At 65.1% G+C, this 15,272-nt stretch carries 15 protein-coding genes and 1 pseudogene; 10 read left to right on the top strand and 6 right to left on the bottom strand.

What is annotated here, in order from left to right:
- Window positions 1-343: 343 nt before the first annotated feature.
- A pseudogene (locus tag OKW29_RS27160) lies at window positions 344-1,080 on the top strand (reverse transcriptase domain-containing protein); the annotation flags it as partial.
- A 123-nt stretch (window positions 1,081-1,203) separates the two neighbouring features.
- Window positions 1,204-1,668, top strand: coding sequence for a GNAT family N-acetyltransferase (locus OKW29_RS27155; protein ID WP_018417609.1), 465 nt, complete (start codon window positions 1,204-1,206; stop codon window positions 1,666-1,668).
- Window positions 1,669-1,715: 47 nt separating this feature from the next.
- On the opposite strand, the gene OKW29_RS27150 is transcribed toward OKW29_RS27155, so the two are convergent.
- Window positions 1,716-2,615: an AraC family transcriptional regulator gene (locus OKW29_RS27150; protein ID WP_429293280.1), complete on the bottom strand. Its 900-nt coding sequence runs from the start codon at window positions 2,613-2,615 to the stop codon at window positions 1,716-1,718.
- A gap of 182 nt (window positions 2,616-2,797) precedes the next feature.
- Between OKW29_RS27150 and OKW29_RS27145 the strand changes: the two genes are divergently transcribed.
- Window positions 2,798-3,199, top strand: coding sequence for a gamma-glutamylcyclotransferase family protein (locus OKW29_RS27145; RefSeq protein WP_184066255.1), 402 nt, complete (start codon window positions 2,798-2,800; stop codon window positions 3,197-3,199).
- A gap of 126 nt (window positions 3,200-3,325) precedes the next feature.
- On the opposite strand, the gene aceB is transcribed toward OKW29_RS27145, so the two are convergent.
- Window positions 3,326-4,918 carry a malate synthase A gene (aceB, locus tag OKW29_RS27140; RefSeq protein WP_429293279.1) on the bottom strand — a complete coding sequence of 531 codons (1,593 nt, stop codon included), beginning with the start codon at window positions 4,916-4,918 and terminating at the stop codon, window positions 3,326-3,328.
- An 80-nt stretch (window positions 4,919-4,998) separates the two neighbouring features.
- Entirely contained in the window at window positions 4,999-5,805 is an 807-nt protein-coding gene (locus OKW29_RS27135) for a haloacid dehalogenase type II (RefSeq protein ID WP_429293278.1), read from the bottom strand.
- A 151-nt stretch (window positions 5,806-5,956) separates the two neighbouring features.
- Between OKW29_RS27135 and OKW29_RS27130 the strand changes: the two genes are divergently transcribed.
- Window positions 5,957-6,859, top strand: coding sequence for a LysR family transcriptional regulator (locus OKW29_RS27130; RefSeq protein ID WP_184004033.1), 903 nt, complete (start codon window positions 5,957-5,959; stop codon window positions 6,857-6,859).
- A gap of 126 nt (window positions 6,860-6,985) precedes the next feature.
- The gene (locus OKW29_RS27125) at window positions 6,986-7,420 is read left to right on the top strand and encodes a universal stress protein (RefSeq protein ID WP_090800630.1); all 435 of its coding nucleotides are present in this window, start codon (window positions 6,986-6,988) and stop codon (window positions 7,418-7,420) included.
- 270 nt (window positions 7,421-7,690) lie between these two features.
- On the opposite strand, the gene aceA is transcribed toward OKW29_RS27125, so the two are convergent.
- Together aceA and OKW29_RS27115 are read right to left on the bottom strand one after the other, a co-directional pair.
- Entirely contained in the window at window positions 7,691-8,995 is a 1,305-nt protein-coding gene (gene aceA, locus OKW29_RS27120) for an isocitrate lyase (protein ID WP_429294945.1), read from the bottom strand.
- Between the two features lie 401 nt (window positions 8,996-9,396).
- Entirely contained in the window at window positions 9,397-11,004 is a 1,608-nt protein-coding gene (locus tag OKW29_RS27115) for a DEAD/DEAH box helicase (RefSeq protein WP_429293277.1), read from the bottom strand.
- A gap of 8 nt (window positions 11,005-11,012) precedes the next feature.
- On the opposite strand from OKW29_RS27115, the gene OKW29_RS27110 reads away from it, so the two are divergent.
- The gene (locus OKW29_RS27110; RefSeq protein WP_184066241.1) at window positions 11,013-11,336 is read left to right on the top strand and encodes a hypothetical protein; all 324 of its coding nucleotides are present in this window, start codon (window positions 11,013-11,015) and stop codon (window positions 11,334-11,336) included.
- 169 nt (window positions 11,337-11,505) lie between these two features.
- Here OKW29_RS27110 and OKW29_RS27105 read toward each other — a convergent pair whose 3' ends face one another.
- Window positions 11,506-11,775 (bottom strand): acyl-CoA-binding protein, encoded by a 270-nt coding sequence (locus OKW29_RS27105; RefSeq protein ID WP_429293276.1) that lies wholly within the window; start codon window positions 11,773-11,775, stop codon window positions 11,506-11,508.
- A 167-nt stretch (window positions 11,776-11,942) separates the two neighbouring features.
- Here OKW29_RS27105 and tsaB point away from each other — a divergent pair, with 167 nt between their 5' ends.
- The 4 genes from tsaB to OKW29_RS27085 are packed head-to-tail and all read left to right on the top strand — an operon-like array spanning window position 11,943 to window position 15,268.
- On the top strand, window positions 11,943-12,779 hold the full coding sequence (gene tsaB, locus OKW29_RS27100) for a tRNA (adenosine(37)-N6)-threonylcarbamoyltransferase complex dimerization subunit type 1 TsaB (protein ID WP_429293275.1): 837 nt from the start codon (window positions 11,943-11,945) through the stop codon (window positions 12,777-12,779).
- Window positions 12,776-13,270 carry a ribosomal protein S18-alanine N-acetyltransferase gene (rimI, locus tag OKW29_RS27095; RefSeq protein ID WP_184049061.1) on the top strand — a complete coding sequence of 165 codons (495 nt, stop codon included), beginning with the start codon at window positions 12,776-12,778 and terminating at the stop codon, window positions 13,268-13,270. The genes tsaB and rimI overlap by 4 nt, the downstream gene beginning before the upstream one ends.
- Window positions 13,257-14,240 carry a uracil-DNA glycosylase family protein gene (locus OKW29_RS27090; RefSeq protein WP_429293274.1) on the top strand — a complete coding sequence of 328 codons (984 nt, stop codon included), beginning with the start codon at window positions 13,257-13,259 and terminating at the stop codon, window positions 14,238-14,240. Before rimI ends, OKW29_RS27090 begins: the two co-directional genes overlap by 14 nt.
- Window positions 14,237-15,268: a DUF1853 family protein gene (locus OKW29_RS27085; protein ID WP_429293273.1), complete on the top strand. Its 1,032-nt coding sequence runs from the start codon at window positions 14,237-14,239 to the stop codon at window positions 15,266-15,268. The genes OKW29_RS27090 and OKW29_RS27085 overlap by 4 nt, the downstream gene beginning before the upstream one ends.
- Window positions 15,269-15,272 lie beyond the last annotated feature (4 nt).

Here is a 15,272-nt window from a genome sequence, read left to right as displayed (position 1 = left end):
CGAATGAAGTGAAGCGCAACTGCATGACGGCGGCCGAATGTGGGAAGGAAGCGTGGAGCGTAAGTCGCGAGCCGATAAACGAGAACCGCATAGAAGGCGTTGCCAAGCAGGGCGGGCGGGTAATAGACCGCGAAGCTCTCGTGACCAAGGCGAAGCGGCGTAAATGCGGCGGCTGTGCCATGAAGGAGTGCGCTCTTACCTGGGGAGATCTCGCCTCATGCCTGAAAGGGCGACGGCGTCGAGCCGGAGCGAGAAGTCAGCAGAGGCCGTAAGTAGTCACAGGACAGGTCAGTGAGACTGGAGCTGGTGATGAAGGGCCGAACGGGAGGGAGTGTCCAGCGCCATGTCGATGCGACAGGAATTGCGTCAGATGCCCGCGCAAGCGGGGCGATCGGGAGGCACGCGCGGTTAAGCTGCGCCTATTTCCGTGAGCGACGAAGCCTGTTGCCCGCGCCATGAATCCGGGGACACAGGGTCACCGCTGCTGGTAGCGGCGTTGACGAAAGAGAACCTGAAGCACGCGTTCAAACGGGTACGGGCCAACACCATCTGGTGACAGCGTGGCCCGCGATTTATGAACAGTTGCAGAAGGGGACGTACCGGCCCGGTCCGGTATGGCGGGTGACGATCCCGAAACCGGACGGAGGTGAGCGCGAGCCTGGCATCCCGACGGTAACGGACCGGCTGATCCAGCAGGCGCTGCGGCAGGTGCTGCAGCCGGTTCTGGACCCGACCTTCAACGAGGAGAGCTACGGCTTCCGGCCCGGACGGCGTGCGCACGACGCGGTGCTTGCCGCGCAGTCGTACGTGTAGTCGGGCCGGCGAATCGTAGTGGACGTTGATCTGGAGAAGTTCTTCGACCGGGTCAACCACGACATCCTGATTGACCGTCTACAGAAAACGAATTGGGGAGGCCAGCGTGATCCGGCTGATCCGCCGTTGCTGGCCAACGTGTTGCTCGACGTGGTGGACAAGGAACTGGAACGGCGCGGCCACTGCTTCGTGCGCTGTGCCGACGATGCGAACGTGTATGTCCGCAGCCGTCGTGCTGGTGAGCGGGTGATGGCGCCTGCGCATAGGACCGTAACCGCTCCGTTTCTACTGCCGTTGCCGGGCGCCTCCCGGAAGGCTCGGGACAAACAGCCATTGCCAGCGCGCGCGGCCTGTTTTACCGTTTATCCGACTCATCCTCGCGGTCCTGCCATGTTCGATCCCACCGAAGCTCCGTCACCGTTTCATCTGCGCACGGCCAGCATGGACGATTTCGAGTTTGCCGAGGCGCTGACCCGCAACAACATGGGCGGCTACTATCGCCGGCATCATCTGGTGTGGCGCAGCGATCTGTTTCTCGGCAGTTGGCGCGAATCGGAGAATTTCATTCTCGAAGTGGATGGCGTGCCGATGGGCGTGCTGCGTATCACCGAGGAGGGTGATTCGCTGCATATCCGCGACGTGCAGATCGCCGAAGGATATCGTCGGCTTGGCGCCGGTACGTTTCTGCTCGACATCTCGCATCAATGGGCGCGCGAGCGCGGGCTGCGCGAGTTGCAGTTGCGCGTGTTCGTCGACAATCCGGCGGCGCGACTCTATCAGCGCAAGGGCTATAAGCTCGCCGGGCCGCGGCTCGCGCAGCTAGGCGCAATCCGTCATCTGGCGCGGCGGGTTTGAGGCGTGCCCCGCATTGATGGCCGACGCGCAGCGCAAGTTGTCGCCATTCACCGCTCGGCGACGTCCGTCGAACCGGCTTGATCCTGTGCCGTTTCATCATCCGCTTGCGCGTCATCATGCTCGCCGTTGCTCGCGCGATGCTCGGCGCCTCGCTCGATAAACGCGCGTGGACTCGCGCCGAACGCACGCCGGAACATCGCGGAGAAGGCGCTCTGGCTCTGATAGCCCAGTTCCTGCGCGACGTGCGACAGCGGCCGTCCCTGGCTCAACAATGGAATGGCGCGCGCGAGAATCGCCTGCTGACGCCACTGCGAAAAACTCACACCCAGCTCCTGGCGGAACAGCCGCGCGATCGTGCGCGTGCTCGCGCCCACCGTCGATGCCCACTGCTCGAGCGACTGGCCATGCATCGGGTCGGCGATCACGGCCTCGCACAGCGCGCGCAGGCGCTTTTCGCTGGGCATCGGCACGGACAGCGGCAACGGCTCGGAGCGCGTCAGTTCATCGAGCGCGAGCGCGCCGAGCAGTTGCTCGCGCGCGGTGGACAGGCCAGCCGTATCGAGCGCGGCAATCACCTCGCGCAACAGGTTCGATACTTCGACGACGCGCGGCGTATCGAGCCCGGCCGGCACCGTACTCTCGGTGATGTACAGCGTGCGCAGGAACGCATCCTCGACGGCGACCACTTCGTGCGTCACATGCGGCGGCAACCAGATTGCGCGCGATGGCGGCACCATCCATGTCGTGCCCGTCGTTGCGACCCGCAGCACGCCGCGCGACGCATACGCGACCTGCGCCCAGGCATGCGTATGACGCGCGATATGCCAGCCCGCCGGCATTGGCCGCGAGCGCACGCGGATCGGATGCATCTCGTTCGGCGCGAACTCGGGCGGTATGTCGGCGAAACGCACGCGGCTCAACAAGTCGGAGTCGGAGGACGAGGTCATGGCAAGGTCGGTTCGGATCACGGAGCTGGCAACGGCGAAGCGCGGTCGAGGCCATTCACCGCCGCGGGCATCAAGCATTGTAGGCCGTGCCCAGTTTCTGTTGCCGACGGGCCGCCGTTGCATAATGTCCCGATGGCCCCCGAGCCACCGACATCACCTCTGACCATGGAGACTCAACGACGATGCAGACCGTCTTTGTCTACGGCACGCTGCGTGCCGGTGAAACCAACGACATCAGCGAAGCCGCCGCGCGCAACGACATCCCCGCACCGAGCCTGCTCGGCAGTACCACCGTGCGCGGGCATCTGTTCGATTTTGGCGCCTATCCGGGTCTCGTCGTCGACGAAGCGGGCATCGACGTGCGCGGCGACGTCTATGAAATCGACGATGCGCTCGTCGCGGTGCTCGACGAAATCGAAGCCGTGTATCCGGGCGTCGAGGATCGTTTTCTGGCACGTGAGGTGATGGTCAAAGTGGACGGCAACGTCGTGAATTGCCGCTTCTATCCGGTCGCGCCGAGCGCGGTAAAAGGGTTGCCCGAGATCCGTTCAGGAGATTGGGTCGAACATCGGCGCACGCGCTGAGCTGGTCCACGAAGGCGAGCAAAAAAACGGCGCGCCACGTATGTCCGCGGCGTGCCGTCGTGCAAGCCGATGCGATCACCTGGCTCGAGCAGGCCCAAGGCGCTCGAGCCCGCATCATCAGCACCATCAAATCTCTTCGTAAAGCGGCAGCGTCAGAAAATCGGTGAACTGCTCCGCAGTCGACATCTGCTCGAAGATCTGCGCGGCACGCTCATACGGCTTCGTATCTTCGCCCACCGTCTGTTTGACCTTGTCGAGCTCCTGCGCCGCGAGCTCGCGCACCAGTTCGACCGTCACCTTGCGACCGTCGTCGAGTTTGCCCTTCGGCGAGCGGATCCACTGCCAGACCTGCGAGCGCGAAATCTCGGCGGTGGCCGCATCTTCCATCAGGTTGTGAATCGGCACACAGCCATTGCCTGCGAGCCACGAACCGAGGTAGTGAATGCCGACGTTGATGTTGTTGCGCAAGCCCGCTTCGGTGATCGGCGCTTCCGGGCGGAAGTCGAGCAGGTCGGTCGCGGCCACGAGCACGTCGACGCGCTGCTTGCCGATCTGGTTCGGCCGATCGCCGAGCACCTTGACGAACTCTTCCATCGCGACCGGCACGAGGCCCGGGTGCGCGACCCAACCGCCGTCGTAGCCGTCGCCCGCGTCGCGCGCCTTGTCTGAACGCACGCCGGCCATCGCCTTGTCGTTCGCGGCCGCATCGTTCCTGATCGGAATCAGCGCGCTCATGCCGCCGATCGCCGGCGCGTTGCGGCGATGGCAGGTCTTCAGCAGCAGCAGCGCGTACGCGCGCATGAACGGCGAGGTCATCGTGATCTGCGAGCGATCGGCGAGGCAGAAGTCGCGGTCGCTCTTGAACTTCTTGATCGCCGAGAAGATGTAGTCCCAGCGGCCCGCGTTCAGGCCCGAGCTATGTTCGCGCAGCTCGTACAGGATCTCGTCCATTTCGAACGCGGCGACGATCGTCTCGATCAGCACCGTCGCGCGAATCGTGCCGCGCGGTACGCCGACCGCTTCCTGCGCGGCGACGAAGATGTCGTTCCACAGCCGCGCTTCGAGATGGCTCTCCATCTTCGGCAGATAGAAGTACGGGCCCGAGCCGCGCGCGATCAACTCCTTCGCGTTGTGCACCATGTACAGCGCGAAATCGAAGATGCCACCCGACACGCGCTGGCCGTCGACCTTCACGTGCTTCTCGTCGAGATGCCAGCCGCGCGGACGTACGATCAGCGTCGCGGTCCTGTCGTTGAGCCGATACGCCTTGCCGTTCTGTTCGAGCGAGATCGTGCGGCGCACCGCGTCCTTCAGATTGATATGACCGGTGATCTGATTGTCCCAACTCGGCGCGTTCGAATCCTCGAAGTCGGTCATGTAGGAGTCGGCGCCCGAATTGAGCGCGTTGATGATCATCTTGCGCTCGACGGGGCCGGTGATCTCGACGCGCCGGCACTGCAGATCCTGCGGCAGCGGCGCGATCTTCCAGTCGCCTTCGCGCACGCTCTTCGTGGCGGCGAGGAAGTCGGGCCGCTCGCCCGCGTCGAGCCGCTTCGCGCGCTCGACGCGCGCCTGCAGCAACTGCTGACGGCGCGGCTCGAACGTACGGTGCAAGGCCGCGACGAGTTCCAGCGCTTCGCGGGTGAGGATCGCTTCAAAGCCGGGCTTGATGTCGCCGGTGATTTCCATGCCTTGCGGCAACGACAGCGAATGAGCCATGTTGTCTCCTTGGTCGGTCAGATTGCAAAAATGCGAAGGTTGAAAAGGGGGAAGTGGATTGCCGAATGCGAGGGGTGCCGTCATACGCGCGGGCCGGCGCGCTTGCGACTGCCACTGCCATGAATTTTCGTTCGACGGCCGCCGCTCGAGCGTGACGACGTCGCGAGTGTGTGCAGAAAGTCCAGCAGATCGTTCATGCCGCCACCGGTACCATGCGGCGTCACGCCGAGCTCTTCGACGGGCAGGTTCTGCCGGTTCAGCCAGAACGTCGTGAAGCCGAACCATGTCGCGCCCGCGACGTCCCAGCCGTTCGACGACACGAACACGATCTCGCGCGCGGCCACGCCGAACGCGTCGGGGCCGAGCGCATACGCGGCAGGCGAGGGTTTGTACGCGCGCACGGCGTCGGCCGACAGCACGTGATCGAAGAGGGCGTTCATGCCGGCGCTCTTGACCGCGATGTCGAGCATTTGCGGATTGCCGTTTGACAGAATCGCGAGCCCCACGCGTGGCGCGGCGGCGGCCTCGCGCAACGCACGCAGCACGGGCACCGCGTCGGGAAATGCGGACAGGCACGCGTATTCGTCCATCAGCCGCTTTTCGGCCGCGCGGCCGAGCGTGAGCTGCAGTCTTTTCGCGGCGAAGCGCAGCGCGTCGAGCGTGATGTCCCAGAACGGGCGGTAGTGTTCGCCGGGGGCGTCGCTGCGCGCGGCGAGCGTGCGCAATTGCGTGTATTCGATCTGCTTCTGGCGCCACAGCTGCGACAGCGCGTCGCCGTGGCTGGGGAACAGTTGCTCCGCGGCGGCGATCACCGAATGCACGTCGAACAACGTGCCGTAGGCGTCGAAAATCACTGCTCGCGGGGAAGGTGTCGTTGTGGCCGACATTGCCATGCGCTCCTGTCAGAGGTCGGGATCGATTGTATTGCTGACCTTAGGTGCTAAAAAATAGGCTAAAGATCACTTGATCTTTTACTTTTTCGTCCCTAATGTGACGCGCACTGCTCACTTTTCCGCCTCGCCGCGGCGCGCATCGTTCATGGACCGTTTCAAGCAGATCGAGACCTTCGCCACTGTCGCGGCCAAAGGGAGCCTGTCCGCGGCGGCGCTCGCCGAGGGCGTCGCGCCCGCGATCATCGGCCGGCGCATCGACGCACTGGAGGAGCGCCTCGGCGTCAAGCTGCTCGTGCGCACGACGCGCAAGATCACGCTGACCTTCGAAGGCTCGGCCTTTCTCGAAGACTGCCAGCGCATTCTTCACGACATGCAGAACGCCGAGGCGAGCGTGTCGGCGGGCGGCGTGAAGGCGAGCGGCCATCTCCGGCTGTCGGCGCCGGCCGGCTTCGGGCGCCGGCACGTGGCGCCACTGGTGCCCGCGTTCACGGTCGCGCATCCGGACGTGTCGATCACGCTCGATCTGTCCGACCGTCTCGTCGACCTCGTCAACGAAGGCTTCGATTGCGCGGTGCGGCTCGGCGAATTGCCCGATTCGTCGCTGGTGTCGCTGAAGCTCGCGGAGAACCGGCGCGTATGTGTCGCGTCGCCCGCGTATCTGAGCCGGCGCGGCGCGCCGCACAGCCTGGCCGACCTCGCGCGCCACAACTGCCTCGCGCTCGGCGCCAGCGCGAACCAGCAGCGCGGCTGGATGTTTCAGCACGACGGCAAGGTCGTGTCGATCAAGGTATCCGGCACGATGGAGTGCTCGGACGGCGCGGTGCTGCACGAATGGTGTCTCGCCGGACACGGGCTCGCGTGGCGCTCGTGGTGGGAGGTCGGTGCGGAGATCGCGACGGGCCGCCTCGTCAGCGTGCTCGACGAATTCGCCGCGCCGCCGATCGGCATCCACGCGGTGTTTCCGCAGCGCCGTCACCTGCCGCTGCGGGTGCGGCTGTTTCTGGACTTTCTCAAGCATACGTACGGCGAACCCGGTTACTGGGACTGATGCGCCAATCTCCAGACAGACGCGAGTACCCGCATTCATACGCATTACAATCGTTTCGAGCAACCTGCACCCTGGGCTTTGTTGGACGCTGACGCCGTCTGCGGGCAGCCGGCGACGGAGGGGATCATGTTCAGGCACATCCTGGTTCCGACCGATGGTTCAGATCTGTCACGCAAGGCGATAGCGGGCGCGATCGACCTCGCGCAGGCCGTGGGCGCCCGCGTTACCGCATACGCCTGTCTGCCGCAATATCCGTACTCGCCGTTCTCCGATGTCGTGGTCGAACCGCCCGGCGAGTTCCTGCAACGCAGCGAGCGTGAGGCGCGCGTGCATCTGCGCGAAGTCGAGCATGCGGCGCACCGCGTCGGCGTCAGTGTCGAGAGCCGCACGAGCGTGCATCCGGCGCCGTATCTCGGCATCATCGAAGCGGCCGAGCAGGGGCGCTGCGACGTGATCTTCATGGCATCGCATGGGCGGCGCGGGCTCGGCAGCCTGCTGATCGGCAGTGAAACGCAGCGCGTGCTCACGCATACGAAAATTCCTGTGATCGTCTATCGCTGAATCGCTTGGCACTGCCGGCAGCGTGCCGGCATGCACCGCCTTCTAAAAAAAGCGCGCCGGCGGCGCTGCCGGCGCGTTCAGGTTCGCCGCACGCTTGCCGCGTGCTGGCTTCTTTCAGACTCTCCGGCCGTCGGCGTTCGCGCTGACGCTCTCACCAATCCAGGACGGCACGGCCCTCCCTGCGTCGGCGGCACTCTGGTGGTGCCGCTCGACGTTTGCCGATCGTTCCTGCGCTCAGGCCACGGGACTGCATAACCCGACTGGCTGATCTCAGGCGACCTTCTTGTCGAAGAACTGCTCGTTTTCCGTCGAACCGTGCAGCGCGGTCGTCGATGCTTCGCGCTCGACCGTCTGCGTGACCGCGTCGAAGTAGCCGGTGCCGACTTCACGCTGATGCTTGACCGCGGTGAAGCCTTTTTCGGCCGCCGCGAACTCCGCCTGCTGCATTTCGACGAACGCGGTCATCTGGTTGCGCGCATAGCCGTACGCGAGGTTGAACATCGAGTAGTTCAGCGCGTGGAAGCCGGCCAGCGTGATGAACTGGAACTTGTAGCCCATCGCGCCGAGTTCGCGCTGGAACTTCGCGATCGTCGCGTCGTCGAGGTTCTTCTTCCAGTTGAACGACGGCGAGCAGTTGTACGACAGCAGTTGGTCCGGGTACTCCTTGTGGATCGCGTCGGCGAATTGCTTGGCGAACTCGAGGTCCGGCTTGCCGGTTTCGCACCAGATCATGTCTGCGTACGGCGCATAGGCGAGGCCGCGCGAGATTGCCTGCTCGAGACCGGGCTTCGTGCGATAGAAGCCTTCGACGGTACGCTCGCCGGTCAGGAACGGGCGGTCGTTGTCGTCGATGTCCGAGGTCACGAGGTCGGCGGCTTCCGCGTCGGTGCGGGCGAGCAGCACGGTCGGCACGCCCGACACATCGGCGGCCAGACGCGCGGCTGTCAGCTTCGCGACGGCTTCGCGGGTCGGCACGAGCACCTTGCCACCCATGTGACCGCACTTCTTGACCGATGCGAGCTGGTCTTCGAAGTGCACGCCGGACGCGCCCGCTTCGATCATCGCCTTCATCAGTTCGAACGCGTTCAGCACGCCGCCGAAACCGGCTTCCGCGTCGGCCACGATCGGCGCGAAGTAATCGACGTAGCCTTCATCGCCCGGGTTCTTGCCTTCCGACCACTGGATCTGGTCGGCGCGCGTCAGCGTGTTGTTGATGCGCTTGACGACGAGGGGCACCGAGTTGGCCGGATACAGCGACTGGTCCGGGTACATTTCACCGGCGACGTTGGCATCCCCCGCGACCTGCCAGCCCGACAGATAGATTGCCTTCAGACCAGCCTTCACCTGCTGCATCGCCTGGTTGCCGGTCAGCGCGCCGAGCGAGTTGACGAACGGCTCGTTGTTGACGGCGGCCCACAGCTTTTCCGCGCCGCGCTTCGCGAGCGTGTGCTCAGGTTGCACCGAGCCGCGCAGACGCACCACGTCTTCGGCCGAGTAGGTGCGCTTGACACCTTTCCAACGCGGGTCCGTTTCCCATTGCTGCTTGAGTTGCTGCACTTGCTGTTCGCGGGTCATGGTCATGATGTGCTCCTTCGATGCCAGTTATGGAGGATGGGCGACTCTGTCTTCTCGAAGCGTCGGGCCCGGAGAGGCGTTCTGTTTCGTGAAGTCTTATATAAGAGTCTAGGCAAATCGAAGGACGCGCAATAGACGCCGCAAAGCGTTTTTCCAATATTTATTTTTATATAAAATCAATGACTTGATGCTTGCGTTTCGCGATAAGAAACGATATTTTCCCTGTTGCAATAGTCCTTCTTGTGCCTTGCAGCATGATTTTTTACGACGCAAAAAAATTTTTTACATCGTGAAATTTGGGGCGGGCAGTCGATAGACGAAAAAAAACCGGCGCCCGAGCGCCGGTTTTCTTCTGTGTCACGGACGGCGCGAAGCCATCCGGTCGGTCAGGTGGGTCGCTATTAGCTGCCGCGACGTGCCGAACGGGGACCGTCGTTGCGGCGCGCGCCGTAGCCGTCACGCGAGCCACCGCCGAAGCCTTCGCGCGAACCGCCGTGGCTTTCGCGCGAGCCGAAGCCTTCGCGCGAACCGCCGGCCGACTTGTTACCCCAGCCGCCGCCGTTGCTGTTGCCGGTGCCGTTACCGTTGCGCGAGCCGCCGTAGCCGCCCGGCTTGCCCGAGCCGCTGCCGAAGCGACGGCCGTTACCACCGCCAGGACGGCCGCGGCCGCCGAAGCCAGGACGGCCGTTGCCCGAGGGCGCCGCCTTGCGCGGCTCGAAGCCTGCGACGACGTTGACCGGAAGCGGCGTGCGCACGAAGCGCTCGATGCGCTTCAACGCGCCCTGTTCGGCGTGATGCACGAGGCTCACGGCGATACCCGAGCGGCCCGCACGGCCGGTACGGCCGATACGGTGCACGTAGTCTTCGGCGAACTTCGGCAGGTCGTAGTTGAACACGTGCGTGATGCCCGGGATGTCGATACCGCGAGCTGCGACGTCGGTCGCAACCAGCACGCGCACGCGGCGCTCGCGCAGTGCGCGGATCGTGCGGTTACGCGCGCCTTGCGGCAGGTCGCCGTGCAGCGCGGCCGATTCGAAGCCGGCGTCGGCCAGACGGCCCGCCAGCTGGTCGGCGTCCATCTTGGTGGCCGTGAAGACGATGGCCTGGTCGAGGCCGTCGTCACGCAGCAGATGGTCGAGCAGACGGTCCTTGTGATCGCGGTCGTCGACGTAGTGGACGGTTTGCGCGATGTTGGTGCGCTGTTCCATGCGCTGGACGATCTCGATCCGCTCCGGGTCCTTCAACAGACGGCCGGTCAGCGAACCGATCTTGCCGTCGAGCGTGGCCGAGAACAGCATCGTCTGGCGCGTAGCCGGCGTAGCGGCGACGATCGTTTCGATGTCTTCGATGAAGCCCATGTCGAGCATGCGGTCGGCTTCGTCGAGCACGAGGATCTGCAGTTGCGACAGATCGATGCGGCCGCGCTCGAGGTGGTCGATCAGACGGCCCGGCGTTGCGACGAGGATTTCGGGGTTCTTCGCGAGCAGCATCAGTTGCTGGCCATAAGCGACGCCGCCGAGAATGCTGAGGGTGCGCAGGCGCTTCAGGTGCTTGCCGTACGTCGCGGCGGCGGTCGTGACCTGCATCGCGAGTTCACGGGTCGGGGTCAGCACCAGCATGGTCGGACGCGCGACCGGCTGCGGACGGCGGCCGCGGCCACCGTCGGCCGGGCGCGGTTCGCGCGGCTGGCTCGCCTGCGTCTTTTGCAGCTGCGAGAAACGCTCGATGGCGGGCAGCATGAACGCGGCGGTCTTGCCCGAGCCGGTCGGGCTCGAAACCAGCAGATCGCGGCCGGCGATCGCTGCCGGCACCGCGCGTTGCTGCACCGGCGTCGGGTGCTCGTAGCCGGCGGCGGTCAGCGCGGAGACGACGTCCGCGGACAGGCCGAGCGACGCGAAGGTCGGCTGGGCGTCAGCCTGCGCGGCGACTTCGGGAGCGGCGGGCGAAAGACCGAGTGCTTCGTCGGCGATGACGTTCAACGGGCTGCTGGGAGTGTTGCTCAAAGTCATGTGAATCCTTGAAAACGATCCTGGGTGGTTCATCGGATGAAAACGTCAACGCCAATCGGCATACCCAAGTCGTCGGATTCAGCGAGCAAAACAGCAGCGAGCAAATCGAAAAACGGGGGCAACTCGCGACAATGAAGGCGAGTTTTTCGTTAGAAGCTGTATCGGATGCGACGTGCCAACATGGCGAGTCGCCAGCCTGGGACTTGAGCCCGGAGTGGGCTAGGCAGAAGGGGACAGGTTCTAAACTGGATTGGAGCAAACGCTATGGACGCTGCGCCGCGAGGACCGCTGGAAAAGACGGGCAAAGCAGTGAAGCGCAGGCAGGATTATAGCGACATTTGCTGCACTGCGCCACCATTCAGGCAGTTCCGACAGAAGAAAGTGCCGAAATGAAGTAGGCGAGCGAGGGCGGCGGCCCGGAGCTTCGTGTCCGAAACCGCCGCAAGGCGGTCGCCGCATTGCCAGACGGCCATTTCGGCAGATGATTGGCGCGCCGGAAACTCAGGCCGCGGTGCCGCTCTTCAGCGATTCGACGAGTTCGATGTATTGCTGCTTCGCCGCGTCCTGCGTGGTGCCCTTGAGCGCCGCCCACGCATCGTACTTGTATTTGCCGACGATGTCGGTGAAGCCCGGCTTGTCGCCGTGCACGTCGCCTTCGCTCGCCTGCTTGAAGAGCGCATAGAGACGCAGCAGCGTCAGGTTGCCCGGACGCTCGGGCAGTTGCTTGACGTCTTGCTGGGCTTGCTCGAACTGGGAATTGATGTCGGTCATGGTCGTTTGGCCCGCGTGGCGGGATAGATGAGATCGGCCGAAAATCATAGCAATTGCCCGCCGCCCCGGGACCGAGGGCTTATTCCAAACGATGGCGGCCGCGAAGCCGGGCAGCGCGGCCGCGCAAACCACGATTCAGGCGCACCGCGCCGATTACAATACGGTCCATGACTCAAACAGTGCTCCTTGCCCTCGATACATCGACCGAGTTCTGCTCGGCGGCGCTCGTGTCCGCGTCCGTCGATGCCGCCGGTCAGCCCAGCGCCGAACCGCGCGTCTGGGTTCGTCACGAACAAACCGGCGCGGTGTCCAGTACCCGCCTGCTGCCGGCGATCCGCGAGCTGTTCGACGAAGCCGGCCTCACGCTGGCGGATTGCGACGCGATCGCGTTCGGCTCGGGTCCGGGTTCGTTCACCGGGCTGCGTACGGCGACCGGCGTCGCCCAAGGCCTCGCGTTCGGCCTGAACCTGCCGGTCGTACCGATCGGCACGCTGCTCGCGTGCGCGGAGAGCGCCCGCCTGCGCGATCCGTCGACGACGCGCGTGCTCGCCGCGCTCGACGCGCGCATGGACGAAATCTACTGGGCCGACTACGCGTGGGACGACACGCAACACGAATGGCGCACCGTGCAGGCGGCGACGCTCGATGCACCCGAGCGGCTCGTGCTGCCCGACGTGCCGTTCACACTCGCCGGCAACGCGGCCGCCGCGTTCGGCGAGCGCTTGCCGGCGGTCGCGGCCGCGCGGAGCGTCGATGGCCAAGCGTTGCCGCATGCGTTGCCGCTCGCGTACGCGGCGCTGCGCGCGTTTCATGCGGGCCGCACGGTGCGCGCCGATCAGGCCGCACCCGAGTACGTGCGCGACAAGGTCGCGCAGACGACCGCAGAGCGCATGGCCGACAAAGCGGCGAAATCAGCCAAAGCGGCTCATAGCGCCGAGCAGTCCGCGCAGCACGCGCCCGATGGCGGCTCCGGCCAACCGTCCCACGACGAGGCGCGCCCATGAGCGGCGTGCTGCTCACGGACCGCTACATGTCGCCGATGACCGAAAGCGACCTGGACGAAGTCGCCGCGATCGAGAAACTTGCGTATGAGTTTCCGTGGAGCCGCGGCAACTTCGGCGACTCGCTGCGCAATGGCTATTTCGGCGTCTGTCTGCGTCACGTGACGGGGACGTTGATCGGCTACTGCGTGCTGATGCCGGTCGTCGATGAAATGCATCTGCTGAATCTGTGCGTCACGCCGCAAGCACAAGGCGCCGGCGCAGGCCTCGCGCTGCTGCGCGAGGCGGTGCGCATCACGCACGCGGAGAGGCTCGAGGGGCTGCTGCTCGAAGTGCGGCCGTCGAATCGTCGGGCGATCCGGTTGTACGAGCGCTTCGGCTTCGCGTCGATCGGCCGGCGCAAAAATTATTATCCGGCGCGGCATCGCGGCCGGGAGGACGCGATCGTGATGCGTCTGTCGTTAGCCACGGAGGGCGCAGATGGCGCTGCATGAATCGGTGCTCGAAGAATTTGGACTCGCGCCGTTGTGGGTGCGTCGCGGACTCGCGGCGCGAGAGGAGGTCGGGCAGCATGATGCGCTGCAGTCGCCGCGGGAACACGCGGAAGACTTGCGTCGCGCGGAGCCTGCGACGCAGACCTCGTGCGAACCGCTGCGCGCGTCCGCCGAGGTGCAGCCGCCGCAAGTGCAGCGCGAATCCACGCCGCGCTTCGACGAAACTGCAGCGCAGCGCGAAACATCAGAATCGCAAACTGACTTTTCAGCCCCGCCGACTTTCGACGCCCCTCCCGAGCACGACTTCGCGTGGTTCGACGATCCAACCGCATCGGCCCCTGCGCCCGCCGAAGCGCGCCGCGACGCGCCCGCGCTGCCGTCTACCCACACACTCGACTGGGACGCGCTCGCCGAGCGCGTCGCCGGATGCGAGGCGTGCCGGCTGTGCGAGAAGCGCACGAACACGGTGTTCGGCGTCGGCGATCGCGAGGCCGACTGGATGCTGATCGGCGAAGCGCCCGGCGAGAACGAGGACCGACAAGGCGAACCGTTCGTTGGCCAGGCCGGCAAGCTGCTCGACAACATGCTGCACTCGCTCGCGCTCGCGCGCGGCACCAACGTGTATATCGCGAACGTGATCAAGTGCCGGCCGCCTGGCAATCGCAATCCGCAGCCGGACGAAGTCGCGCGTTGTGAACCTTATCTACAGCGTCAGGTGTCGCTCGTGAAGCCGAAGCTGATCGTCGCGCTCGGCCGTTTCGCCGCGCAAAGTCTGCTCAGGACCGACGCGAGCATTTCGTCGTTGCGCGGCCGCGTGCACACGTACGAGGGCGTGCCGGTGATCGTCACCTATCACCCGGCCTATCTGCTGCGTAGCCTGCCCGACAAGGCCAAGGCCTGGGCGGATCTGTGCCTCGCGCGTGCCACGTGGCTCGCGAACGGCGGCGTGCCGTCGAACGAATCAAAGTGACGATGCCCGAGGGACCGGCGGCGCGCATGCCCGCCGCGTTTGTCAGCCGCGCGGCGCTTCTCGATACCTTGCTGGGTTTGCGTGGCGATGCTTCAGTCGATGCGCTGCGCGATCCCGCTGTCCGCGATCTCGCGTGGCTGCTGCTCAGTCCCGATCTGTTGCGCCCTCAGCTTCCCACAGGCGCGCTCGCCGATCCTTTCGGCACGCCGCAGGAATTGCAGGCCACGCTCGACTGGCTGCGCGCGCTCGACGCCGCGCCGGCACTTCTGCGTCAGGATCTCGCGGCAACGCGTATCACGCGCCTTGGCCGCTACGCCGAACGCCTGCTGGGCTTTTTCCTTCGTCATGGACCGGCGACGCAACTGATCGCAGCGGGTGTGCCGCTACGACATGCGGGCCTCACGCTCGGTGAATGCGATTTCCTCGTGCGCACGCGCCAAGGCGCGCGACTGCATTGGGAACTCGCGGTGAAGTGCTATCTGCATGCGGGCGATGCGAATGGGGCAGAGGCGGCGCGTCTCGCCGATTATGTCGGCCCCAATCTGAAAGACCGCCTCGATCTGAAGCTCGCGCATTTGCTCGATCATCAGTTGCCGCTCAGCGCACGTGAGGAATTTGCCTCGACGGGCTATGCGGGCGCGTGGACGCCGCAGATGTTCGTCAAAGGCTGGCTGTTTTACCGGCATGGCGAGATGCCCACCGATCCTGCCGGACTCGATCCCGCGCACGGTCGCGGCTGGTGGGTCACGCATCGCGACTGGCCGGCTTTCGCGTGCGCGCATGCGCACAGGTGGCGGGTGTTGCCGCGGCTCGAATGGCTCGCGCCGCAATATCGAACGCAAGCCGGTGCGGACGACACGTGGTACGTAGACGCAAACACGCTCGCCGCGCAGATCTCACCGCAGCAGGGCCCGACGATGGTCGCCGGATTCATCGAAGACAACACGGGGCGTGTACTTGAACGCTCGCGCGGCTTTATCGTGCCCGACGACTGGCCCGAGCACGCGCGGCGTTACGCGAAGCAATGACGTC

The organism is Paraburkholderia sp. CI3 (genome assembly GCF_050436505.1).
Taxonomy (GTDB): domain Bacteria; phylum Pseudomonadota; class Gammaproteobacteria; order Burkholderiales; family Burkholderiaceae; genus Paraburkholderia; species Paraburkholderia tuberum.
Note: the sequence above shows the minus strand (reverse complement) of the source record. Positions and strands in the feature narration are given on the sequence as shown.